This is a genomic window from Aestuariibius violaceus, assembly GCF_040779325.2.
Taxonomy (GTDB): domain Bacteria; phylum Pseudomonadota; class Alphaproteobacteria; order Rhodobacterales; family Rhodobacteraceae; genus Aestuariibius; species Aestuariibius violaceus.
In genome coordinates this window covers 737,518-759,499 of record NZ_JBFONT020000002.1, presented here as the reverse complement: position 1 = coordinate 759,499, position 21,982 = coordinate 737,518, and the positions used below count along the sequence as shown (strand labels likewise).

19 protein-coding genes are annotated in these 21,982 nt (G+C 62.2%); 12 read left to right on the top strand and 7 right to left on the bottom strand.

Features of this window, described 5'->3' with window-relative positions:
- Positions 1 to 305: 305 nt before the first annotated feature.
- Together AADZ90_RS10940 and AADZ90_RS10935 are read left to right on the top strand one after the other, a co-directional pair.
- Complete coding sequence (locus tag AADZ90_RS10940; RefSeq protein WP_367310033.1) at positions 306 to 809, top strand: Hsp20/alpha crystallin family protein; 504 nt, start codon at positions 306 to 308, stop codon at positions 807 to 809.
- A 6-nt stretch (positions 810 to 815) separates the two neighbouring features.
- Entirely contained in the window at positions 816 to 1,013 is a 198-nt protein-coding gene (locus tag AADZ90_RS10935; protein ID WP_367310032.1) for a hypothetical protein, read from the top strand.
- A gap of 6 nt (positions 1,014 to 1,019) precedes the next feature.
- Here AADZ90_RS10935 and AADZ90_RS10930 read toward each other — a convergent pair whose 3' ends face one another.
- The 3 genes from AADZ90_RS10930 to adhP all read right to left on the bottom strand — a co-directional run bounded on the left by AADZ90_RS10930 (position 1,020) and on the right by adhP (position 3,947).
- Positions 1,020 to 1,625 (bottom strand): response regulator transcription factor, encoded by a 606-nt coding sequence (locus tag AADZ90_RS10930; RefSeq protein WP_367310031.1) that lies wholly within the window; start codon positions 1,623 to 1,625, stop codon positions 1,020 to 1,022.
- Positions 1,615 to 2,772, bottom strand: coding sequence for a two-component system sensor histidine kinase NtrB (locus AADZ90_RS10925; protein ID WP_367310030.1), 1,158 nt, complete (start codon positions 2,770 to 2,772; stop codon positions 1,615 to 1,617). The genes AADZ90_RS10930 and AADZ90_RS10925 overlap by 11 nt, the downstream gene beginning before the upstream one ends.
- Before the next feature lie 140 nt (positions 2,773 to 2,912).
- Complete coding sequence (gene adhP, locus AADZ90_RS10920) at positions 2,913 to 3,947, bottom strand: alcohol dehydrogenase AdhP (protein WP_367310029.1); 1,035 nt, start codon at positions 3,945 to 3,947, stop codon at positions 2,913 to 2,915.
- A gap of 224 nt (positions 3,948 to 4,171) precedes the next feature.
- Between adhP and AADZ90_RS10915 the strand changes: the two genes are divergently transcribed.
- The 4 genes from AADZ90_RS10915 to AADZ90_RS10900 are packed head-to-tail and all read left to right on the top strand — an operon-like array spanning position 4,172 to position 10,206.
- On the top strand, positions 4,172 to 4,891 hold the full coding sequence (locus tag AADZ90_RS10915; protein ID WP_367310028.1) for an ABC transporter ATP-binding protein: 720 nt from the start codon (positions 4,172 to 4,174) through the stop codon (positions 4,889 to 4,891).
- A gap of 2 nt (positions 4,892 to 4,893) precedes the next feature.
- Entirely contained in the window at positions 4,894 to 7,257 is a 2,364-nt protein-coding gene (locus tag AADZ90_RS10910) for an FtsX-like permease family protein (protein ID WP_367310027.1), read from the top strand.
- Positions 7,258 to 7,261: 4 nt separating this feature from the next.
- The gene (locus tag AADZ90_RS10905; protein ID WP_367310026.1) at positions 7,262 to 8,482 is read left to right on the top strand and encodes an efflux RND transporter periplasmic adaptor subunit; all 1,221 of its coding nucleotides are present in this window, start codon (positions 7,262 to 7,264) and stop codon (positions 8,480 to 8,482) included.
- Positions 8,479 to 10,206 carry a PHA/PHB synthase family protein gene (locus tag AADZ90_RS10900; RefSeq protein WP_367310025.1) on the top strand — a complete coding sequence of 576 codons (1,728 nt, stop codon included), beginning with the start codon at positions 8,479 to 8,481 and terminating at the stop codon, positions 10,204 to 10,206. The genes AADZ90_RS10905 and AADZ90_RS10900 overlap by 4 nt, the downstream gene beginning before the upstream one ends.
- A gap of 9 nt (positions 10,207 to 10,215) precedes the next feature.
- Here the strand turns inward: AADZ90_RS10900 and AADZ90_RS10895 are convergent, their stop codons facing one another.
- Positions 10,216 to 10,590, bottom strand: a complete 375-nt coding sequence (locus AADZ90_RS10895) for a phasin family protein (protein WP_367310024.1) — start codon at positions 10,588 to 10,590, stop codon at positions 10,216 to 10,218.
- A gap of 128 nt (positions 10,591 to 10,718) precedes the next feature.
- On the opposite strand from AADZ90_RS10895, the gene AADZ90_RS10890 reads away from it, so the two are divergent.
- Positions 10,719 to 13,325: a cation-translocating P-type ATPase gene (locus AADZ90_RS10890; protein ID WP_367310023.1), complete on the top strand. Its 2,607-nt coding sequence runs from the start codon at positions 10,719 to 10,721 to the stop codon at positions 13,323 to 13,325.
- Positions 13,325 to 14,071, top strand: a complete 747-nt coding sequence (locus tag AADZ90_RS10885) for a VIT1/CCC1 transporter family protein (RefSeq protein ID WP_367310022.1) — start codon at positions 13,325 to 13,327, stop codon at positions 14,069 to 14,071. Before AADZ90_RS10890 ends, AADZ90_RS10885 begins: the two co-directional genes overlap by 1 nt.
- Positions 14,072 to 14,146: 75 nt before the next feature.
- Here the strand turns inward: AADZ90_RS10885 and AADZ90_RS10880 are convergent, their stop codons facing one another.
- Positions 14,147 to 14,839, bottom strand: coding sequence for a Crp/Fnr family transcriptional regulator (locus tag AADZ90_RS10880; RefSeq protein ID WP_367310021.1), 693 nt, complete (start codon positions 14,837 to 14,839; stop codon positions 14,147 to 14,149).
- Between the two features lie 243 nt (positions 14,840 to 15,082).
- Here AADZ90_RS10880 and AADZ90_RS10875 point away from each other — a divergent pair, with 243 nt between their 5' ends.
- The 4 genes from AADZ90_RS10875 to AADZ90_RS10860 are packed head-to-tail and all read left to right on the top strand — an operon-like array spanning position 15,083 to position 19,364.
- The gene (locus AADZ90_RS10875) at positions 15,083 to 16,213 is read left to right on the top strand and encodes an MlaE family lipid ABC transporter permease subunit (protein WP_367310020.1); all 1,131 of its coding nucleotides are present in this window, start codon (positions 15,083 to 15,085) and stop codon (positions 16,211 to 16,213) included.
- A gap of 2 nt (positions 16,214 to 16,215) precedes the next feature.
- Positions 16,216 to 17,007 (top strand): ABC transporter ATP-binding protein, encoded by a 792-nt coding sequence (locus AADZ90_RS10870; RefSeq protein ID WP_367310019.1) that lies wholly within the window; start codon positions 16,216 to 16,218, stop codon positions 17,005 to 17,007.
- A 3-nt stretch (positions 17,008 to 17,010) separates the two neighbouring features.
- Entirely contained in the window at positions 17,011 to 18,750 is a 1,740-nt protein-coding gene (locus AADZ90_RS10865; RefSeq protein WP_367310018.1) for an MlaD family protein, read from the top strand.
- Positions 18,747 to 19,364: an ABC-type transport auxiliary lipoprotein family protein gene (locus tag AADZ90_RS10860; RefSeq protein ID WP_367310017.1), complete on the top strand. Its 618-nt coding sequence runs from the start codon at positions 18,747 to 18,749 to the stop codon at positions 19,362 to 19,364. The genes AADZ90_RS10865 and AADZ90_RS10860 overlap by 4 nt, the downstream gene beginning before the upstream one ends.
- A gap of 448 nt (positions 19,365 to 19,812) precedes the next feature.
- On the opposite strand, the gene nagA is transcribed toward AADZ90_RS10860, so the two are convergent.
- Entirely contained in the window at positions 19,813 to 20,952 is a 1,140-nt protein-coding gene (gene nagA, locus AADZ90_RS10855; protein ID WP_367310016.1) for an N-acetylglucosamine-6-phosphate deacetylase, read from the bottom strand.
- Positions 20,949 to 21,977 carry an SIS domain-containing protein gene (locus AADZ90_RS10850; RefSeq protein WP_367310015.1) on the bottom strand — a complete coding sequence of 343 codons (1,029 nt, stop codon included), beginning with the start codon at positions 21,975 to 21,977 and terminating at the stop codon, positions 20,949 to 20,951. Before AADZ90_RS10850 ends, nagA begins: the two co-directional genes overlap by 4 nt.
- Positions 21,978 to 21,982: the final 5 nt, after the last annotated feature.

The window sequence follows — 21,982 nt, the reverse complement described above, 5'->3', positions numbered from 1 at the left end:
CCATCCGCAACCGTTCGCAGCGTTAACCCGGACCCTGGGGGAAAAAGTGTCCGACAGAATGCTGACAGGAGTCCGACGGGACGCCCACGCCCCGATCAGCCTTGTTGAGCGAGAGTTAACAGCCGATTCGCCCTGGCACCTTGCCAAACCCGCATCACCCGCCGTCCGCACCCTTCAGCATCCGTTCAGACCTGTGGCGGGGGGCGTGGCCCCGGTTGACGAAGCTCAACGCCCGGACGGCGGAAAAGCGCTAAGCTGTCGACACGATAGAACAGCATCACCGCAGGATCGAAAGGAGGATCAAGGTGTCGAAAAAAGACAAGGTGGCAGCCGCCGAAACCCCGCGGGCAGAGGGGGATACCGCGTGGTCTCCCCCCGCATTCCGCGCCTTCCAGGATGAGATCGACCGGATGTTCCGGTCCCTCTCGAACCCCGAGATGAACTGGCGCTCCGGCCTCGCCCGAACCTTCGGGGCGATCGGGCTCAAGGTCGATGTCGGCGAGACCGAGACCGACATTCAGATCACCGCAGAACTCCCTGGAGTTCTTGAGGAAAACCTCGACGTCACTCTTGATAGCGATGTCCTGCGGATCAGCGCTGAAAGGCATCAGGATGAGGAAAGCAAGGGCAAGACCTGGCATGTTGTGGAACGGTCTTACGGCAAGCTTGAACGGGCGATCCGGGTTCCGGCAGGGATCGACCCGTCGCAGGTCAAGGCCGATTTCAAGGACGGCGTCCTGACCGTCACGCTTCCCAAACCGCCGGAACTCACCAAGGCGGCCCAGAAGATCGCCGTCTCCGCCGGTTAGCCGGCCATGCGGGACGACGCGTTCGTCAAGGAGGTGCGGGGCGATGAGATCCGGTGCTCGGGCACCGAACGCCGCCCCCACGACGAGACGACGCTCTTCGTCCCGCCGCATGAAACGATCGTTTGTCCGTTTTGCGGCCAGAAATACCGCCGCGCATCCCTGTGGAACATCGTCTCGGGCGCAATCTGGCCCAAGGCGAAGTGAGGGCCCCTAGGGCACGTCCTCCACCTCAACCCCCGCCCGAAGCGCGATCCGAATAAGCTGCGACAGGTTCCGCGCCATCGTCTTGTCCATCACTCGCGCGCGATGCAGTTCGACCGTTTTCGGGCTGATACCAAGGCGGTGGGCGATGATCTTGTTGGGGTGCCCGGCGACGACTTCCCGCAACACATCGGCCTCGCGCGGGGTCAGCTTCGCCAGGCGGGCGCGGCACTCTGCCTCGGGCTGAACCAGCTCCACGGCCGTCTTAATTCGATCGATCAAATCCTTATCGTGAAAGGGTTTTTCGATGAAGTCCTGCGCGCCACCGCGCATCGCACGGACCGCCATATCGATATCCCCGTGCCCGGTCATCAGGATCACCGGGATCACGTCCCCACGCGTCCGCAACGCCTCCAGCACTGTCAGGCCATCGATACCCGGCAGGCGCACATCCAGCAAAAGACACTCTCCACCCGGATCAGCGCATCCAAGCAGATCCTCGCCAGATTGGAAGATGCGAGTTCGGTATCCCCAGCTTTGCAGAAGCGCCTCGAGCGAGGCCGCCACCGCCTGATCGTCATCAACGATCAGAATCTCGGTTGGGTCACTGACCATGGCCGACGGTCGGAAGCGTAAAGTGAAACTCAGCGCCGGTGGGACCGTTGACGGCCCAGATCTGCCCGCCATGGGCGTCGATGATCGACCGGCAGACCGCGAGGCCCACGCCAAGGCCGGAAGACTTGTTTGTCACCAGCGGATCAAAGATCGAGTCGAGGATTTCCGGATCGATTCCGGGGCCAGTATCCACGACAGAAACCTGCACTTCCGACGCGGTGATCCCGGCCTTGAGGATGATCCGGTCATTCGTCTTCGTCAGGTCCGAGATGATGCGTAGCGGTTGCTCATCACCCGTCACTGCCTCGTAGGCGTTGTTCATCAGATTGATCAGCACTTGCTGGATCTGGATTCGGTCAGCCATCACAGGGGGAAGATCGAAGGACAGGTCCAATTCGATCTCAGGTTCGTGAAACGCGCTTGTCACCCGCCCGACGCGAACGGCTTCCTCAATGATCTCATTGATGTTTTCGGGCCGTATCTCCGCCTTGCCGCGGTCGATCATCTGGCGCATCCGCCGGATGACTTCACCCGCGTGAACGGCAAGCTCGGCAATGGTTTTGACCTGATCCGCAACGCGCTCCAGATCCGGCGTCTTCCCGTCAAGGGATCGCCGCGCGGCATTGGCGAAGTTCGAGATCGCGGTAAGCGGCTGGTTTATCTCGTGGGCGAGGGCAGAGGACATCTCGCCCAGCATCTGGATTCGGGCAACCCGGTCAAGCCTGCGCTGCAGGTCGCGTGCGTGGCTTTCTGCCTCCGCCCGGTCGGTGACGTCGCGGATGAAGCCCGTAAAGACGTGCGACGTCCCTATCTTCAACTCCCCGACCGCCAATTCGGCCAGGAAGATGTCACCACTCTTGCGTTGAGCCCTGACCTCGCGTCCGATGCCGATGATCTTCTTCTCGCCGGTTGCGAGATACCGCGCCATGTAGCCATCGTGGTGCGAGCGATAAGGCTCCGGCATGAGGCGGGTCAGGTTTTGGCCCGTCACCTCGGTCTCGTCATAGCCGAAGATGCGTTCCGCGGCGGGGCTGAAACTCAGGATTCTGCCGTGAACATCGGCGGTTACTATCGCATCGGGCGCTGTTTGAATGATCAGTTCAAGCAGGGATGTCCCAGAGATTGCCGGGTTTTCGTGATCGTTCATCTGGTGCTTGGTCAATGCGATCCGGGTTGTCCGCGGGATTGCGGTTCGATCTCAGTATGTCATGGATTAACGGGGAGGGAACAGCCTCCTGACCCCGCCGAATGGCGTGGTGTCGATGTTCTGTAGTCAGATCTTGCGACTCAGATGCGCAGGACGGTCCGCCCGGTGATCTCTCCCGCTTTCATTCGGCTGAAGATATCGTTGATGTTCTCGAGTTCATCCCAGTCGAAATGCGTCTGAACTATGCCTTCTCCGGCGATGGCCAACGCTTCGGTCAGGTCGAGCCGTGTGCCCACGATCGATCCTCTGATCGTCAGGCGCTTCAGTACGACGTCGAAGATGGGCAGCGGGAAGGTGCCGGGCGGCAGGCCGACAAGGCTCATCGTGCCATGCCGGCGCAGCATGCCGGTCGCCTGGGCGAAGGCGGTGGTGCTGACGGCGGTCACGAGGGCGCCGTGAACGCCGCCAAGATGGGCTGCGACCTCTTTGGCAGGATCGACCTTGGCCGCATTGATTGTCACGTCCGCGCCCAATGCCCTGGCCAGGTCGAGCTTGTCGTCAGCCACATCCACGGCCACCACATGCATCCCCATCGCCTTGGCATATTGAACCGCCATGTGGCCAAGCCCCCCGATCCCGCTGATCGCGACCCATTGACCAGGGCGTACCTCCGTCTCCTTCAAGCCCTTGTAGACCGTCACACCGGCACAAAGGACGGGTGAGGCCGTCCCGAACTCCAGGTTATCCGGCAGGTGCCCGACGAAATTGGCATCGGCGCGGACAAACTCGGCATAGCCGCCATCGACCGAATAACCGGTATTCTGCTGGCTCTCGCACAACGTCTCCCATCCGCCCGAGCAATGCTCGCACCGGCCGCAAGCGGTGTAGAGCCACGGCACGCCGACCCGATCGCCTTCCTTCAGATGCGTCACGCCCTTGCCAAGCGCGGCAACCTCTCCGGCCCCTTCATGGCCGGGGATGAAAGGCGGCTCCGGCTTCACCGGCCAGTCGCCTTCGGCGGCATGGAGATCCGTATGGCAGACCCCCGACGCCCGCACCCGGACAAGCACCTCTCCCGGTCCGATCTCCGGCACCGGAACCTCGCGGATCTCAAGCGGGGCGCCGAGCGATGGTACAACAGCGGCTTTCATCGTCTTCGGGAGGGCATCGAGCATGGGAGATCTCCGTTTTTGATTGGTTTTTCCCTTCATCCCACGCGATGCGCACGTCGGATTTGACACGTCTCAAATCCTGCCGGCCATTCCCGCGATACTTCGAAGCAGGACCGAACGCTCAATACAGAAAGAAGAGGAGGGGAGGCGCCTATGCCAATGCAGGGATCCGCCATCCGTCTTTCGCCCCGCGGTGGCAGCTTTCTCTCACGGCCAGGCCCGACCGGATGATGGAAGCCAATGGTGAAACTGTTTTCCGCACGAAGGATCTCACCAAGGTCTACGATACCGGCGAGGTGAAGGTCTTTGCATTGGCAGGCGTCGATCTGGAACTCTATGCGGGCGAATTGACGGTCCTTCTCGGCCCCTCCGGCAGCGGCAAGTCGACGCTCCTCAACATCCTTGGCGGCCTTGATCACGCGACAGAGGGCCGCGTGTGGTTCCGCGATCTGGAACTGACGGGGCTCCGCGATCGCGGTCTCACCCGGTTCCGGCGCGATCACGTTGGGTTCGTTTTCCAGTTCTACAACCTGGTGCCCAGCCTAACCGCCCGCGAAAATGTGCAACTCGTCACCGACGTGGCCCGCAACCCGATGCCTGCGGCAGAGGCTCTTGATCTCGTTGGGCTGTCGCACCGCCTCGATCACTTCCCGGCGGAACTCTCGGGCGGCGAACAGCAACGCGTCGCCATCGCACGGGCTGTCGCGAAGCGTCCCGAAGTGTTGCTCTGTGATGAGCCGACCGGCGCGCTCGACAGCAAGACGGGGATTCAGGTGCTCGAGGTGTTGCGGCAGGTGAATGACGACCTCGGCACGCTCACCGTCGTCATCACCCACAACGCCGAGATTCGGAAGATGGCCCATCGCGTCATCTGGTTTCAGGATGGCAGCATCAACCACGTCGACGTCAATTCGGAACGTCTGGCCCCCGCCGACATCACGTGGTGACCATGGACGCGCTCGACAAAAAGCTCCTGCGCGATTTCGGACGGCTCTGGCCGCAATTCCTGGCCATCGCTCTGGTGATGGCGGCCGGTGTTGCGGTCCTCCTGATGTCCTTCGGTATGTCGCGGGCCTTGGAAGAGACACGTGACACTTACTACGAACGCAACCGCTTCGCCGATGTCTTCGCCGATGCGCGCAGCGTGCCCAAGTCCCTGCTGGAAGCGATCCGAGGCGTCGAGGGCGTCTCAGCCGCGGAAGCGCGCGTGACGACCTACGCGACGCTCGACATTCCTGGCAAGATCCCGGCGACCGTTGCCTACATCACCTCGCTGCCCGAAGTCGGTGAACCGCTTCTCAACGTGCCGCTACTGCGCCGCGGCAACTGGCCCGATCCGCAAGCGACGAATGAGGTGATGATCAACGAGCCTTTCGGCGAGGAGAATGACCTCTGGCCGGGGGACACCTTCACCGCCAACCTGAACGGGACCGAGCGAGAGTTCACCGTGACGGGATGGGCGCTGTCGCCCGAATTCATCTACACGATCGGGCCGGGAAGCCTGATCCCCGACAGCGAGGATTTCGGGATTGTCTGGATGCCTGAGCGGCCCCTCGCCGCGGCTCTCGACCGGACGGGCGCCTTCGACAATCTCACGATCAAGCTGCGCCCCGGCTTTCCGGCCGAACCGGTGATCGACCAGATCGATATCCTCCTCAAACCTTACGGCACGTGGGGGGCGATCGACCGGTCCGAACAGGTCTCGAATTCGTTCATCGATAGCGAGATCACGCAGCTCCAGACAATCGCCTATGTCCTGCCGCCGATCTTTCTGGGGATCACGGTGTTCCTTGTAAACATGGTGATGGGACGGATCGTCACGCTTGAGCGGACTGAAATCGGCCTCCTCAAGGCGCTGGGCTACACCAACGTGACGATCGCGCTTCATTACCTCATGCTGGCGGGTCTTGTGGCTGTGGTCGGAGTGGGTATCGGCTGGGCCGTCGGAAGCTGGCTTAGCTTCGGGCTGTCTGAGCTTTATGCCAACTTCTTCGACTTCCCATATCTGGTCTACAACGTGTCGTGGAACATCTACCTGGTCTCCGGGATCATCGGGGTCGCCGCGGCGTCGGCCGGTGCGGTCCGCGCGGCCTTGCGGGCGGCACGCCTGTCGCCCGCTGTCGCGATGTCGCCGCCCGCGCCGCCGAAGTTCCACCGCAACTGGCTTGACCGCACCCTGTCCTCGATCCGGTTGACCCAGCCCACGATGATGATCCTGCGCAGCCTCATCCGCTGGCCCGTCCGCGCGGCGATGAGCGTTCTGGGCATGGCGTTGGCGGTGTCGATCCTGGTGGCGTCGAACTTCTTTCCGGACTCGCTCGATGTCATCATCGACACGGCTTTCCATCAATCCAATCGGCAGGACGCAGTCCTGTTCTTCAACGATTCCATGCCGGAGAACGTGCTTGAGGATGCGCGCCGCCTGCCCGGTGTGCTACAGGTGGAAGGGCAGCAGTATCTGACCGCCGTGCTCCGCAACGAACATCGGGAAAAGCGTACCGCGATTGAGGCACGCCGCCCCGGTCACGACCTAAGCCGCATCGTCGATGCAGACGGCCGTATCATCGACGCCCCGCCGGAGGGCGTCATGCTGTCGGAACGTCTTGCCGCGCAACTGGCGTTACGACCCGGCGATCTGGTTGAGGTCGAATTCCTCGGCAACCGCCAGGGCACCTATTCGCTTCCGGTCACTGGCCTTGTCACGCAATACTTCGGCCTCGGCGCCTACATGGATCAGGAGGCGGCGGATCGCCTGTTTCAGCAGGCGCCGCAGATCTCGGTCATCAATGTCACGATCGACGGCCGCGAAAGCGACGCCTTTCAGGATCGCCTGAAGGATCTGCCCTTACTTGCCGGCTACGCGATGATGGATGAGAACCGGCAGGGGTTTCAGGACACGGTCAGCCAGAGCATCCTGATCACCACGACGATCTACGCGATCCTCGGCATCCTCATCACGGTCGGTGTTTCCTACAACGGCGCACGGATCCAGCTGTCCGAACGCGCCCGCGAACTGGCCAGCCTGCGGATCCTCGGCTTCACGCGGGGCGAGGTCGGCTACGTCCTCGTCGGGGAGATCATGCTGCTCGCCATCATTGCGCAGCCCGTCGGCTGGTGGATCGGCTGGCGTGTCGCCAAGCTTATGAGCGACAGTTTCACCAGCGATCTCTATTCGATCCCGCTGGTCCTGAACCTATCAACCTATTCTTCAGCAAGCCTCATTGTCCTGCTTGCCGCACTTGCATCCGTTCTTATCGTCCGTCGCAGGCTGGATCAGATCAACCTTGTCTCGGTCATGAAAACTAGGGAGTGACGCGATGGCCCATACCCGTCGGAACATAGTCTTTGGGGTGCTCGCTGCTGCAATTGCGGGCGGCCTGATCTATGTCACTGTCCGGCCAGAACCGGTTCCGGTCGATCTGCACGAGGTCTCCCGCGGTCCGCTCGTCGTCACGGTCGATGTCGATGGCGTTACGCGCGTCGTCGATATGTTCGAGGTCGCGGCGCCGATAACCGGAGTGGCGCAGCGTTCGCCGGTCGAGGTTGGCGATCCCGTGATCTCGGGTGAGACCGTCGTTGCGCGTGTCGAACCCGTCTCGCCCGGCTTGTTGGATACCCGAACCCGCCTTCAATCCGAAGCCGCCGTGCGCGAGGCCGAGGCGAGCCTTCACGTTGCCGAAACTGAAAAGGTGCGTGCTGAGGAAGACCGGGCCTACGCGCAATCGCAGCATGATCGTATCCGCAGGCTTTTGGATCGCAACGTTGCCTCTCTCACCCAGCTTGAGGATGCCCAGCAACGGCTTGCTGTCGCGAATGCTGCCCTCGATGCGGCCGAGGCACGGATTACCCAGGCGCGCAGCAGCCTGGAACGGGCAGAAGCAGCGCTGGTTGAAACATCAGAGCTTGGACAGAATCCGGCCTGCTGCACGCCTATATACGCGCCGTCAGACGGCGTTGTTCTGGCCATCGACACGATCAGCGAGCGACCTGTTTCTGCGGGCAACCGGCTTCTGACCGTGGGCGATCCAGCTAAGCTTGAGATAGTGGCCGATCTTCTATCCTCGGATGCCGTGCGCCTTCCCGATCAGGCGAGGGCGTCGATCGAGCGTTGGGGCGGCCCTCATCTGGAAGCTCGGCTGACCAAGATCGAGCCCGCGGCACGAACCGAGGTCTCGGCCCTCGGGATCGAAGAGCAGCGGGTGGATGCCATCTTCGAGATCACCTCGCCCGCGGTCGAAAGGGCCGGGCTGGGGCATGACTTCGCAGTCTTCCTCCGCATCGTCGAATACGAGGAAGAGGACGCACTTCTCATACCTCTCAGCGCGGCGTTTCGCGTGGGCGACGACTGGGCCGTTTTCCGTACCAGCGATGACCGCGTCGAACGCATCTGGGTCGAGCTTGGGCGGCGCAATGCCCGCTTCGCCGCGGTCACTGCCGGGTTGACCGAGGGCGACCGAGTCGTCGAGCATCCCAGCGACGAACTGACGGATGGCGCATTGATCCTTGAGCGAACGACCTTTTCGGAGACCCCCCAATGAAGGACGAAACGCAAGCCCAGCCGCTCGCAGAAGCCCAAAGGCCGCATCTCGACACCGTCGTCCACGCGGCGATGGGCCGGTTCACAGGCGGTCTTTCTCCGGCGGCCCTTACGACAGCGACGCTCGATTGGAGCCTGCATCTGATGGGATCGCCCGAGCGGCGGATGAAGCTCGCCCAACACGCTTGGGAGAACGCATGGGAGGCCTGGAATGCTGCCATGATGGCAGCGACAGGATACGAAAGCGCCGAAAGCAACCGCAGACGCGCCGCTGACAAACGGTTCCATGGCGAGGGGTGGAACTCTCTGCCATACAACCTCCTCAGCAACTGGTTCCTCCTGCAGCAGGACTGGTGGGAGGAGGCCACGGCACCCATCGACGGCCTTGATCCCGCCCACCAGCGGATCGTGTCCTTTGCCGCACGCCAGACGCTCGACATGCTGTCACCCTCAAACACGGCCCTGACGAACCCCGACGTCGTCGGGCAGACCCAGGCAGAAGGCGGGCAGAACCTCATTCGCGGGCTTCGGCACTGGCTGGATGACGTCAACCAGGTCGTTGCCGGAGCCCATCGCCCGCATCCCGACTATCGCGTCGGCGAAACCATCGCGACCACACCAGGCGATGTCGTCTTCCGAAATCGCCTGATCGAGTTGATCCGCTACAAACCGGCGAAGGCGTCGGTTCACGCCGAACCGATCCTCCTCGTCCCGGCCTGGATCATGAAGTACTACATCCTCGATCTCTCGCCCCACAATTCCCTTGTCGCGTTCCTTCTCTATCAAGGGTTCGAGGTCTACGTCATTTCCTGGAAGAACCCGGGCAGGGAAGATGCCGATCTTGGACTTCAGGACTACCTCGATCTTGGGCTCGCCGCCGCAATCGATACCATCGCACCCACGCCCGATGACCGCCTGCATGCGGTCGGTTACTGCCTCGGTGGAACGCTCCTTGCGGCCGGGGCTGCCGCCATGGCCCGCGACGACGATGCCCGTCTCAAAACGCTGTCACTCCTCGCCGCGCAGGTCGATTTCACCGAGGCCGGTGAACTGTCGCTCTTCATCAACGAAAGCCAGGTCGCCTTCCTTGAGGATATCATGGCGATGCAGGGTTATCTGCGCGCTGATCAGATGTCCGGCGCCTTCCAGATGCTGCGTTCCAACGACCTGATCTGGAGCCGCGTGATCCGCCATTACCTTCTCGGAGAGCGGACGGCGATGAACGACCTCATGGCATGGAACGCCGACACCACCCGCATGCCCGCGCAGATGCATTCCGAGTACCTGCGGGAAATGTTCCTCGACAACCGGCTCGCCCGCGGCCAGTTCGAAGTGGCTGACGGCCCCGTCGCGCTGACCGATATCCGTGCACCGATCTTTTCACTCGCCACTGAAACCGACCACGTCTCGCCCTGGGAATCCGTCTACAAGATCAATCTCCTGACCGACACGGATGTCACCTTCTGCCTCACGGCAAGCGGACATAACGGCGGTGTCCTGTCCGAACCGGGACATCCAAGGCGTCACTACAGGCTGAGCGAGAAGAAAGAGGGGAAGCCTTACCGAAGTGCCGAGCGATGGCTCTCTGAGACGGAAGAAATTGACGGATCTTGGTGGCCCGCCTGGTCTGCATGGCTCACGGAAAGCAGCGGCGCGAAGCGGTCGGTTGCAATCGACCCGCCCAAATCATACGCCGCCGCACCGGGCACCTACGTCTTCGGCTAGGATCCCGATCTACTGGGATCCATCCTTGCCCGTCGCAGGAGCACGCAGCAGCTTCTGGCTCATCTCGACCAGCTTGCCGGTCTCGGTCGCGTATTGATCCATGGCGGTCTGGATGAACTCCGCTTGGATGCGCTGCAGCTCCCCGACATCCTTGCAGTGAAGGATCTCATGCTGCGTCTTCACATCCTCCTTGATGCGGTCTGCGACGAAAGACAGCACTTCGCTACCCATGTCGCTCAACACTTCGACCCAGGTTGTTCCCACGCCGGCCATGGCCCCAAACCCCATCGTCCGAAGCGTCACCGCATCTTCTGTCCCCTGATCGCCAACGCTCTGCGCCGCAGCGGCAGATGCCGGAGCAGCCTTCACTTCCTTCGTGGACATTATCGCCTCCCTCCAGTGATTTTACGGTATCATAGGGTAACCTTTCCCGGACGGTATTGACCCACGGCAAATACAGACGCGGTTCGATCCGTTAGCCGATCACAAAGCCGGGTCAGGACATCACCCACATGGATGCGGATAACCGAGACCTCCAACGCCCCGTCGGCCTGTCCGCAGCCGAGGTCGCAGCGGCCCGCGAAGTCCACGGCTGGAACGAGCTGCCGCGAGTCAAACCGCCATCGCCTGTGATCATTATCCTGCGGCAGTTCCGCGGTGCGCTCGTCCTCATTCTCGCTGCCGCCGCCGTCATCGCCCTCGCACTCGGAGAAGAGATCGATGCGCTTGCTATCGCGCTCGTCCTGATCCTCAACGCCATTTTGGGCTTCGTCCAGGAATGGCGGGCCGAAACGGCACTCGACGCGCTTCGGTCGATGCTGTCGCCCCAGGCCGTTGCCGTTCGCGACGGCAAGGAGGTGATGATCCCCGCGCGCGAGCTTGTTCCTGGTGACCTCGTCATCGTGTCCACCGGCGAAACCGTTCCCGCAGATCTAAGGCTCGTCGTCGGGATCGATGTTGCCGCGGACGAGAGCGTTCTGACAGGGGAATCCGTGCCCGTCGACAAGATACCGGATGGGCCTGATGAGAACGGAGCGCTTTTTGCCGGTACACCCGTCGTTTCGGGCCGGGCTGAGGGCGTGGTGACGGCGATCGCGACAACGACCCGCTTTGGCAAGGTCGCCGAAATGACCGGTGCCATCGGCGAGAAGAAGACCAATCTCCAGAAGCGCCTGGGCCAGCTCGCAGGGCAACTCGGGATCGCGGCGCTGATCATTGCAGGCGGGGTCATCGCCATTGGTCTTCTGGTCGGACGCGACCTGTTCGAGATGTTCATGACCGGTCTTTCGCTTGCTGTCGCGATGGTTCCGGAAGGGCTGCCTGCCGTGGTCACCATCACCCTCGCGCTCGGGGCGTCCGCAATGGCCCGAAAGAAGGCCCTCGCACGCCGCCTTCAGGCGGTTGAAACGCTGGGCGCTGCATCCGTGATCTGCTCGGACAAGACTGGAACGCTCACGGAAAACCAGATGACGGTGACACGCATCTGGACGCTTGAAGGGGATTATGCAGTCACAGGCACCGGATATGATCCGGCTGGCCATATCGAAAGGGAGGGCCGCCATATCTGCGCGGCAGACGACCCCGTCCTCGGGCAACTCCTCGACACCGCCCTGACCTGTACCCACGCAAAACTCGACCGCGATGGACCGCGCTGGACGATGATCGGCGCCCCAACGGAAGGGGCCCTTGTCACACTCGCCTATAAGGGATGGACCGAGGCACCGCCGCCCGAAAGCCGCGTTGGCGAAAAGCCATTCACGAGCGAGCGCAAGCGGATGAGCGTTCTGGCGCGATCGGACGAGGGGCTTCGACTTCATGTCAAAGGGGCGCCCGAGGTCCTGCTCGAACGGTGCGATGCGGTTGCGACGCAGACCGGGTCGCAGCCGTTGACCGAGGAGGGCAGGGCGGCCATCGAAAAGGCATATGCCGACATGGCCGCTGGCGGTCAGAGGGTCCTGGCACTGGCCGCCCGAGACGCGAAAACGGATGATCTGGACGAGCGGCGCCTGACTTTCCTCGGCCTCGTCGGAATGATCGATCCCCCGCGGGCGGAAATCTCGGCGGCCATCCGCGGAGCCAAGGGTGCAGGCATCCGGGTCATCATGATCACCGGCGACAGCAAGCTCACAGCCCAGGCAATCGCCGCCAAGATCGGCCTCGGCACGCCCTACGCGATCGAAGGCACCGACCTGGACGCGCTCAGCGATGACGAACTTCAGGAGCGGCTTCTCGACGACGTGCTCTTCGCCAGAACCCGGCCCGAGCACAAACTGCGCATCGTTTCGGCCCTTCAGGCAAATGATCAGATTGTCGCGATGACGGGTGACGGCGTCAACGACGCACCGGCGCTCAAGCGAGCTGATATCGGCATCGCGATGGGCATCCGCGGGACCGATGTCTCGAAGAACGCAGCAGATCTCGTCCTTCTCGACGACAACTTCGCGACTATCGTCAACGCCATCGCCGAGGGGCGACGTCAGTTCGACAACCTGCGCAAATTCGTCCGCTACCTTTTGTCCTCCAACGCGGGGGAAGTCATCGCAATCGTAACCAACCTGCTCCTCGGTGGCCCGCTTATCTTTCTCGCCACCCAGATTCTCTGGATGAACCTGATCACCGATAGCGTGACCGCCGTTGCGCTTGGGCTAGAGAAATCCGAACGCGACCAGATGCAGCGTCCGCCACGAAAGCCGGAAGAGCCGATCCTCGGCCGAAAAGGCGCGTTCCTCATCGCCAGTTTCGGCCTCTACACCGGCGCGGCGAGCCTCTGGATCTTCTACACCTTCCTGCCGCTCGGAACCGATATCGCCCGCACAGCCGCTTTCACCGGCATGGTCATTTTCGAGAAGGTGAGCGTCTTTGCTTTCCGCTCACTGACTCAGCCCAACTGGTCGATCGGCTGGCTTTCTAATCCGATCCTGATTGCGGCCTTCTCGATCAGCCTCGGGCTGCAGATGCTCGCAGTCTACTGGGCGCCGCTCCAGACGCTTCTCAGGACGGTTCCGCTTGGCTGGAACGAATGGGCGCCCATCCTACTGCTCGCCCTGCCGCTCATTGTTGGGCCGGAGCTATTCAAAACTCTGCAACAGCAAACTCGAGAAAGGAGGACCACACCCTGATGCCCAAGACCGAGTCAGCAAAACGCCAGCCAAAACAACTAGAACACGGACACAGCCCAGACGAGATCGCCGCACGCTTGGCCAGCGTCAAATCACCAAGCCATCTTCGTGACGTCATCTATGGCGGTGTTGATGGCGCCGTCACCACGCTTGCCATCGTCGCGGGAGTTCAGGGGGCGGGCCTTTCCACCAACGTCATCATCGCGCTTGGTATCGCCAACGTCCTGGCCGACGGCTTCTCGATGGCTGCCGGCAACTTCACAGGAACCCAGGCCGAAGCCGAAGATGTTGAGCGTCTGCGCGCCATCGAACAGCGCCACATCGCGGAAGCCCCGGACGGCGAGAGGGAAGAGCTTCGCCAGATCCTCGAGGCCAAGGGCCTCTCGGGCGAAAACCTTCAGCTTGCAACCTCCGCCATCGCCAGCCGCAGACGAGCCTGGATCGACCTGATGCTGGTCGACGAATACGGCGTCTCGCCAACGCCGCCCGCACCGCTGAAGGCTGCGCTCGCCACCTTCGGCGCTTTCATCCTCGCCGGTTTTGTGCCGCTCCTGCCGTTTCTCGTTGGCCTGACCAACGCATTCCAGGTATCGATCGTCGCAACGTTTGCCGTGTTCTTCGCCATCGGCGCACTCAGAAGCCGCTGGTCGGTCAGGCCATGGTGGCGCACCGCGATCGAGACGCTTCTAATCGGTGGCTGCGCGGCATTGATTGCATTCGGTGTCGGTCGTCTCTTCCATGCCTGAGCTGGTCATCATCACGCCGCACCTGATCGCGAGAGAACGCCTGGTCACAACTCCATCGGTCTGGGTCTGCAGCCTTCAGGCCGCGTGCTGCTCGGTTCGGGCGGCATGGTGCAAGACCCTGTAGAGAGACGGCCCCTTCAGCTCGATCGCACCGCAATCACGAAGAGAGGAGAAAGCGCGGCTCACGGTCTCCATCGACAGGCCGAGGTAGTCGGCGATATCGTGACGCCCCATCGGCAGTTCGACGAAACCGGCTGCATCCCGTCCTTCCGCAAAGTAGTGGAGGAAGGCCAGCACACGCTCAGCCGCATGAGTGCATGTCACCAGAATGAGCAGCGCATCGCGGGCGGCGATCTCCTCTGTCAGACCGGCCCAAACATCCTCTCGCAGTGCGGAGTTTCGGCGCAGTTCCTGCTCGAAACGCGTCCGGGCTAAGACACTGACTGCTGCAGGTCCCACCGCCTCAAGCGTGTAGGACCACTCTCCGTGATCTGTCAGGCCGAGGATCGCGCCGGGAGCGGCAAAACGGACGATCTTGCGATCTCCATCCTCCGTGTAGATGCAGACCCGCACCAACCCCCGCACCACTTTGTGGAGTGATTGAGCGGTTTCCCCTTGTCGGGCGAGCGTGTCGCCCCCACAAAGGCTCTTCAAAGACGCAGCAGCTGCAAACAGGGCATCGAGGGCAGGCAAGCTCGCCACAGATGCCTTGCCGGGCAGGGCTGGCTGACACCGCGATTGATCATTCAACATCAGGTCTACAGACATCGCTAACCCCCCTTGGCCGATGACGCTGCAGCGGGAAGAAGACCGTTTTCCATGGAAACCGGGAAGTCGGGAGAATCCCGGTCAGGGAAAACCCGGACTTGAAAGTCTTGAAGTCCTACCGCTCTTTCCCCCATTGCGCTTTCGTGCTGCTTTGGCTCAATCCGAACAGACGGGTTCTGCGACCGCGCCGTCGGCAGGGTAGTGGGGGGACAGGCGATCAGCAGCGATGCAACAGGGATCGGGATGGATCGGCTCGCCAATCACGGCGCGGGCACCGTCGAGATCACCGCGCTGGGCGATAGGACGCAGGCTGCACTGATCGGCCGTTTCGGCATCGAGCAACTGCCTGAGGTTCAGGCGCACCTCGCCACGCTCGCGGCCGACGACCCCGTCACCTTTGACCTGTCGCGAACCGATCGCATCGACACGAGTATCGCTTGGGCCATCCTCGAGACGGAACATCGACTGCCGGATAAAATCGACATCGCAGGCGCAAATCCGGAAACCGCGCAAGTGCTGGATCTGATCCGCAAGGGGCGCCCTCAGGCCGATCCACGCCCGGTGAAGCCCCACGGGCTCCGCATGTTCCTGACGCGGTTGGGCGAGAAGGTCGCGCAGCGCGGTGAAACCCTTGCCTCGATCCTGGGTCTTTTGGGCCTCTTTATTGCGCGGCTCGGGCAGTCGGTCATCCGGCCCCGGAACTTCCGTCTCACAGCCCTCGTGCACCATTGCGAGGATGTGGGTCTCCGCGCTGTTCCCATCGTGGCTCTGATGGCCTTCCTGATCGGCGTCGTCCTCGCGTTCCAGGGCTCGTCCCAGTTGCGCCAGTTCGGGGCAGAGGTTTTTGTCGTCGACCTGATCGCAATCTCGGTCTTGCGCGAGCTCGGGGTTCTTCTCACGGCGATCATTGTCGCGGGACGAACCGCCTCATCCTTCACGGCGGCAATCGGATCCATGAAGATGCGGGAAGAGATCGACGCGATGCAGACGCTTGGCATCGATCCGGCCCATGCGCTGGTGGTCCCGCGCATCCTCGCCCTCATCCTGATGCTGCCCATCCTGACGCTCGTGGCCAACGCTGCGGGCCTCTTCGGTGGCGCACTCATGTCCTGGATCGAGCTCGGAATATCCCCGGCCATGTTCACGACCCGCCTGATCGAGGGAACCGATATCTCCCACGTTTTCGTTGGCGTCGTGAAAGCACCAGTGTTTGCGATCCTGATCGGCGTCATCGGATGTGAGGCGGGGCTGGCCGTGGGCGGCACCACGGAATCGCTCGGGCGCAAAACGTCAGCAGCCGTCGTCGCCGCCATTTTCGCGGTGATCCTGGCCGACGCGCTCTTCTCCATCTTCTTTCAGCAGATGGGGATCTGATCATGAGCGAAGCGGTGATCGAGGTGCGGGACCTCAAGGCGCAATTCGGCAGCCACGTTGTGTACGAGAACCTCAATCTGGATGTTTATCGTGGCGAGATCCTTGGCGTTGTGGGCGGCTCCGGCACTGGAAAGTCCGTCCTCCTGCGATCGATTGCGGGGCTCCTGACCCCCGCGGCGGGGTCCGTGCGGATGCTCGGGCTCGATATGCAAAGCGCCAGCGAAGCCGAACGACAAGCACTCTCCGACCGCGTCGGCGTCATGTTCCAGGACGGCGCGCTTTTTTCCTCCCTCACCGTCGTGGAAAATGTCGAGGTTCCCCTCCATGCCATCGAGGGGCTGACGGCCGAGACGAAAGAGGCGCTCGCCCGGCTGAAGGTCTCGCTCTCCGGCCTGCCCTGGAACGCAGGCGACAAGTATCCGTCCTCTCTATCGGGCGGGATGCGCAAACGGGCAGGTCTTGCCCGCGCGCTCGCCCGCGACCCCGAAATCGTCTTTCTGGACGAACCGACCGCTGGTCTCGATCCCATTGGTGCGGCTGCCTTCGACGATCTGATCTTCGACCTCTCTCGATCCCTTGGGCTCACGACATTTCTGGTCACCCACGATCTCGATACGCTCTATTCTGTCTGCGATCGGGTGGCTGTTCTTGCCGAGCGGCATGTCTACGCGACAGGCACACTGGAGGATATGCGCGAAATCGGGCACCCTTGGATCCAGGAATACTTTAATGGCCCTCGGGCGCGGGCCGTCAGCACCAAACCGGCCCCGGATCAATCAGCGGAAGACAGCTAATTCATGGAAACCCGTGCCAACTATCTGCTGATCGGCATCTTCACTCTGGCGGGCTTCCTGGGCCTTCTCGGCTTCTTCCTCTGGTTTGCACGGGTCGAGCTGGACCGGCAATTTGCCTATTACGACGTCCTCTTCACATCCGTTTCGGGTCTCTCTGACGCGTCAGAAATCCGCTTCAGCGGTCTGCCCGTCGGTCAGGTCGTCGATGTCACTCTGGACCCCGAGCAAAGCGGGGGCATCCTCGTCCGGCTCGAGGTCGACGCGACGACACCCGTCCGCACCTCCAGCATTGCCACGATCGAAACGCTTGGTGTGACCGGCGTTTCCTTTGTCGGGATCTCGTCGGGGGATCCACGCGACCCGCTTCTGGCCGATGCCTCGGATGACCCGATCCCGACGATCGAGGCGGGGCGTTCGACCATTCAGGTCCTCACCGAAGACGCGCCCGAGATCCTCAACGATGTTCTCGACCTCACGCGCAGCCTGTCCGAAGTCTTCGGCCCCGTAAACCAGGAGCGGGTGACCGCGATCCTTGCCAATGTCGAAGCGTCCTCCGCCAGTTTCGAACAGGCGATGCAGGACTTTTCGACGGTGAGCGAGACGATCGCGACAGCAACAAGCGACATCAGGGTTTTTACGGACCGGCTCGCGTCAATCTCAGAGACGGTGACAGACACTTTGACTGCGGCCGACCGGACGCTTGCCGAGATCGGAGATCTCGCAATGCGTGCCGAAACGACGCTTGATGTTGGCGATGCAGCCCTAGAAAGCGGGCGCCAGGCCCTTGATCGGGTCGCTGTGTTTGTCGACGAAGATCTCTCCCGTGCCGTTGAGGACTTTGATCAGACCATGATTGCCCTGCGGGAGCAGACGACGCGGATCGGCGATGATGCAAGTGCAACCCTGAACGAATTCCGCCAGACCGGCCAGGTCGCGACCGAACGCCTGAGGCAGATCGAAGAAACGATCGTGACGACCGATCAGATGCTTGCCGACGTCTCAGCGGCGTCGTCGGCTGTGCTGTCGGCAGCAACCGAGATCGATACGCTCATCGCAGGCGACGGGACCGCCCTCGTTCAGGAGACACGCCAGCTCATCACGAATGCCGGTAGGGTCGTGGACGCGGCAGCGACCGTCGCCGAGGAGGATCTGCCGGCGATCCTGACCGATATCCGCTCCGCGACAGAACGAGCTGCGCAGGCAATCGACACGGTCAGCACAGATCTCTCCGCCGCGGCCGGACGGGCGGATGAGATCACGGAAAACCTCTCCTCGACCCTGCAGATGGTCTCGACCACGTTCGAGAACGCGAACGACACGCTTGGCCGGATCAACAGCGCGCTCGAAACGGGCGATGCAGCGCTCTCGGCGGCCGAAGGCGCCTTTACCTCCGCCGACCGCGTCCTGAACGACGAGATCGGCGAGATGGTGACCAGCCTCCAGGCCACCTTCGCGCGTCTGGAAGAGGCCATCGGCTCCGTCAGTGACGATATCCCCGCGATCACCGGCGAACTTCGTCAGACAACCGAACGCGCGAACTCCGCCTTTGCCCAGCTGGAAAGCACCACCGCACAGCTCGGGCCGCCCCTGCGGACCTTCGCGGCCGAAGGTCTGCCGCAATACTCTCGTCTGGCGCTTGAAACGCGCACGCTTGTCGCGAACCTCGAAACCCTTGTCCGCCGGATCGAACGCGACCCGGCGCGCTACTTCCTTGGCCGTCAGGAGCCTACCTACAGAAGATGACCGTGCTCGCCCGATCCCTCTTTCTCAGCCTTGTGCTGGCCGGTCTTGCCAGCTGCACAGCCATCGCCGCCCTCGACCGGGCAGCGGAACCCCAAAACGTCTATGAACTGCGCCCGCCCGACGACATCCCCGTTGCCCGCGCCACCCGGTCGACGCAACTGATCATCGAAGTCCCCACCGCCAGCGGGGCCGTCGGAACCGACCGGATCCTGATCCGTCCCACACCCAGCCAGATCGCCTATCTTCCAGATGCAAGGTGGAGCGAGCCGGCTCCGGTCATGCTTCAGACCGCGCTTGTCGAGGCGCTCCTTGCCACCAATGCGTTCCGCTTCGTCGGCCGCCGTCCGCTCGGCCCGTCCGGCGACGTCGCCCTCGTCAGTGATCTCACCGGCTTCGAGACACGCATCGCCCCTGAAACCGGCACCAATTCGGTCCAGATCCGCCTGACGGTCCGGCTGGTCCGTGAACGTGACGCCCGGATCTTGGCAACCCAAACCTTCGCCAGTTCCGTCCCCATCCCCGATACATCAACCCCCGCCATCATCGCTGGTTTCGAACAGACATCAGCCGACGTGCTGGAGCAGACGATCCGTTGGATCATCACTGCGCTGTAAAGGTCGGTCTTCGAATATGCCCAAATATGCGTAGCGGTCGTTCCAGACGCTTACTTGTATTGGATGACAGGAAGACCGCACCGCGTGGGTCTTTTTGCAGGGAATGACAACGATTACTTGGCGGGCTCCACCGGGATACGGTCGTCCCCAAAGATACCCGCCCAAAACAAGTCTACCACCCAGCAACACCCGTATTGGTACGCATTGAGGTCTTTGGCGTGGCTATCTGTACCTCAGCCTCATTGATAAACGGCGTAACCGAAGCTGGGCTGATGTGATGTCGATGAGGGCCGGAAAGCTCTCTGCGAGTATGTCGTAGCTTGTGGCGGCACGGCAGATTTTTTCAGCTTGTTGAAGCACAATTCGCTTCAGCCGTGAGTCCAACCATTCGAAGTCTTCAATTATCTTGTCATCTGGCACATGTGAGAGCAGCCTTCCCGCGTCACACTCAGCTCAAAACTGACACTCCGCGTAAGTCTTGAGAGATACGGATGAAGTCTGAAAGCGCTGCTGCTCCCGGACTAAGATCGACAATTGGCCTGCCAATCAAGTCTGCCGGGGTGCTGGTCGCTGCCTGAAGGGCATCGTGCAATCGGAGTCCTACCTTCTCGACCGACACACGAATTGCCGTCGTCAGGTCGAGGTCCGCTCCGGCCAGCGTGCCATCGGCGAGGGTCAGCGTCCCGTTTTTGCGCGAAATCTCCCGTCCTCCAAGTTCAAAGGTCGTGCGATCCGTTCCTGCAACGGCCATTGCATCGCTGACAAGGAAGATGCGACCCGGCCCCGCCTTCGCGGCCCAAGCCGTGCGCATGCTCTCGGGGTGCACATGCACCCCATCGGCGATCAAACCGGATGAAATCGCCCGCGTTGCCAGGGTTGCACCAACCAGCCCGGGTTCGCGATTGCCAAGCTGGCTCATCGCGTTGAACAGGTGGGTCACGCAGCGCGCGCCGGCGGCGAAGTAACGACAGCAGGTGCCAAAGTCGGCGTCCGTGTGGCCTAAGGAGACCAGCACGCCAGCTTTTGAGAGGGCGGCGACTTGGGCTTCTGTCACATTCTCGGGGGCAACCGTGACCTTGAGAACCGGCAGCGCTTCGGCCGCAGCCAGCAAGGCATCGAGATCTTCCTTCTCCATTGGACGAATGAGCGCCGGATCGTGGGCGCCTTTCCGTGAGATCGACAGATGGGGTCCCTCGAGGTGTAGACCGGCAATGCCGGGCGTGCCCGCGCGGACCGCATCGATGGCTGCGGCGATCGCGGCCTGCGACTTGTCAGCGGTGTCCGTGATGAGTGTCGGCAAGAGGACGGTGACGCCAAGCTGACGGTGCGCCGCCGCGATCCGGTGCAGCGCGCCTTGGGACGGATCCTCATTGAACATGACGCCGTCGCCACCATTGACCTGCAAGTCGACGTAGCCCGCGCTGATGATATCACCGGCAAGATCGACCACCTCGCCGTCTTGCGGCACGTCCGCGGCCGGCCCGAAGGCGGTGAGGACGCCGTTTTCAAAGCGGATCGCATGGCCTTCGCGCAGGCAACGACCATCGAAGATGAGACCATTTCGATAGACTGCTACAGCCTGGGTCATATCGTTTCGGTCACTTTCTTGAGGTGACGGGGCGCATCGGGATTGATGCCGCGACCGGTCGCGACTGCCTCTACCATGCCGTAGAAGGACACGATGGCGGTGATCGGGTCCGTCAGCCAATGCCCAGTGCGGATGCAGGGCAGTTCATGGGCCTTTTTGGCGCCGCGGGCGGTCGTGAAGACACGCGCGCCCTTGTGTGCCAACACGTCCGAGATCTCGGCCACGCTAGCCTCTGCCGGATCGGCAGCGGCGAAGGCGATGACCGGAAAGCTTTGCCCGACGATGGAAACGGGACCGTGCAGGACCTCGGCCGAGGAATAGCTTTCTGCATGGATCATGCAGGTTTCCTTGAACTTCAGGGCGGCCTCGTTCGACATCGCCCAGGACGGCCCGCGCCCCAGTGTGAAAAGGGAGGAGCCGTCGATTGCAGCGGCCGCGTCGGACCAGTCGCACCGGGTTGCGGCGGACAGGTTCTCGGGAAGGGCGCGGATCGCGGCGGCGAGGTCTGCGTCGCCCTTGATCTCCGCGATCAGCCAAAGCCCCGCCACGACGGATGTCACGAAGGTCTTGGTTGCCGCAACGCTCAACTCGGGTCCGGCGTGGATCGGAAGGGTGGCGCCTGCGATCTTGGCAAGTCGAGAGCCGTCATTATTCGTGATCGCCACGGTCAGGGCACCGCTGCGCCGCAGGCTTTCGGTCATGCGCACGATGTCCGGGCTTTGCCCCGATTGAGACACCGAAAGGCAAAGCGCGTCGGGCGCGTCCAAGTCGACCCCGTAGATCGAATTGACTGAGGGACCTACAGAGGCCATCGGCCGCCGAAGGATCAGTTCGCTGGCATATTTGAGGTAGGTGCAGGCGTGGTCGGATGACCCGCGCGCGACAGAGATCAGGTATCTCGGATCGGCCTCCCGCGCCCTTTTTGCGGCGGCGGCGATCGCGTCACCACCTTTCGTCAACAGCCGACTTATGGCGTCGGGTATCTCAAGGATCTCGACGCGCATCTTTGTGGTTTCAGTGCTCATGTCGG

What these genes read in the sequence shown, in the direction of transcription:
- AADZ90_RS10935 (WP_367310032.1), top strand. Translation starts at nt 816, where the DNA reads ATGCGGGACGACGCGTTCGTCAAGGAGGTGCGGGGCGATGAGATCCGG.
- AADZ90_RS10930 (WP_367310031.1), bottom strand. Translation starts at nt 1,625, where the DNA reads ATGGTCAGTGACCCAACCGAGATTCTGATCGTTGATGACGATCAGGCG.
- AADZ90_RS10925 (WP_367310030.1), bottom strand. Translation starts at nt 2,772, where the DNA reads ATGAACGATCACGAAAACCCGGCAATCTCTGGGACATCCCTGCTTGAA.
- adhP (WP_367310029.1), bottom strand. Translation starts at nt 3,947, where the DNA reads ATGCTCGATGCCCTCCCGAAGACGATGAAAGCCGCTGTTGTACCATCG.
- AADZ90_RS10915 (WP_367310028.1), top strand. Translation starts at nt 4,172, where the DNA reads ATGATGGAAGCCAATGGTGAAACTGTTTTCCGCACGAAGGATCTCACC.
- AADZ90_RS10910 (WP_367310027.1), top strand. Translation starts at nt 4,894, where the DNA reads ATGGACGCGCTCGACAAAAAGCTCCTGCGCGATTTCGGACGGCTCTGG.
- AADZ90_RS10905 (WP_367310026.1), top strand. Translation starts at nt 7,262, where the DNA reads ATGGCCCATACCCGTCGGAACATAGTCTTTGGGGTGCTCGCTGCTGCA.
- AADZ90_RS10900 (WP_367310025.1), top strand. Translation starts at nt 8,479, where the DNA reads ATGAAGGACGAAACGCAAGCCCAGCCGCTCGCAGAAGCCCAAAGGCCG.
- AADZ90_RS10895 (WP_367310024.1), bottom strand. Translation starts at nt 10,590, where the DNA reads ATGTCCACGAAGGAAGTGAAGGCTGCTCCGGCATCTGCCGCTGCGGCG.
- AADZ90_RS10890 (WP_367310023.1), top strand. Translation starts at nt 10,719, where the DNA reads ATGGATGCGGATAACCGAGACCTCCAACGCCCCGTCGGCCTGTCCGCA.
- AADZ90_RS10885 (WP_367310022.1), top strand. Translation starts at nt 13,325, where the DNA reads ATGCCCAAGACCGAGTCAGCAAAACGCCAGCCAAAACAACTAGAACAC.
- AADZ90_RS10880 (WP_367310021.1), bottom strand. Translation starts at nt 14,839, where the DNA reads ATGTCTGTAGACCTGATGTTGAATGATCAATCGCGGTGTCAGCCAGCC.
- AADZ90_RS10875 (WP_367310020.1), top strand. Translation starts at nt 15,083, where the DNA reads ATGGATCGGCTCGCCAATCACGGCGCGGGCACCGTCGAGATCACCGCG.
- AADZ90_RS10870 (WP_367310019.1), top strand. Translation starts at nt 16,216, where the DNA reads ATGAGCGAAGCGGTGATCGAGGTGCGGGACCTCAAGGCGCAATTCGGC.
- AADZ90_RS10865 (WP_367310018.1), top strand. Translation starts at nt 17,011, where the DNA reads ATGGAAACCCGTGCCAACTATCTGCTGATCGGCATCTTCACTCTGGCG.
- AADZ90_RS10860 (WP_367310017.1), top strand. Translation starts at nt 18,747, where the DNA reads ATGACCGTGCTCGCCCGATCCCTCTTTCTCAGCCTTGTGCTGGCCGGT.
- nagA (WP_367310016.1), bottom strand. Translation starts at nt 20,952, where the DNA reads ATGACCCAGGCTGTAGCAGTCTATCGAAATGGTCTCATCTTCGATGGT.
- AADZ90_RS10850 (WP_367310015.1), bottom strand. Translation starts at nt 21,977, where the DNA reads ATGAGCACTGAAACCACAAAGATGCGCGTCGAGATCCTTGAGATACCC.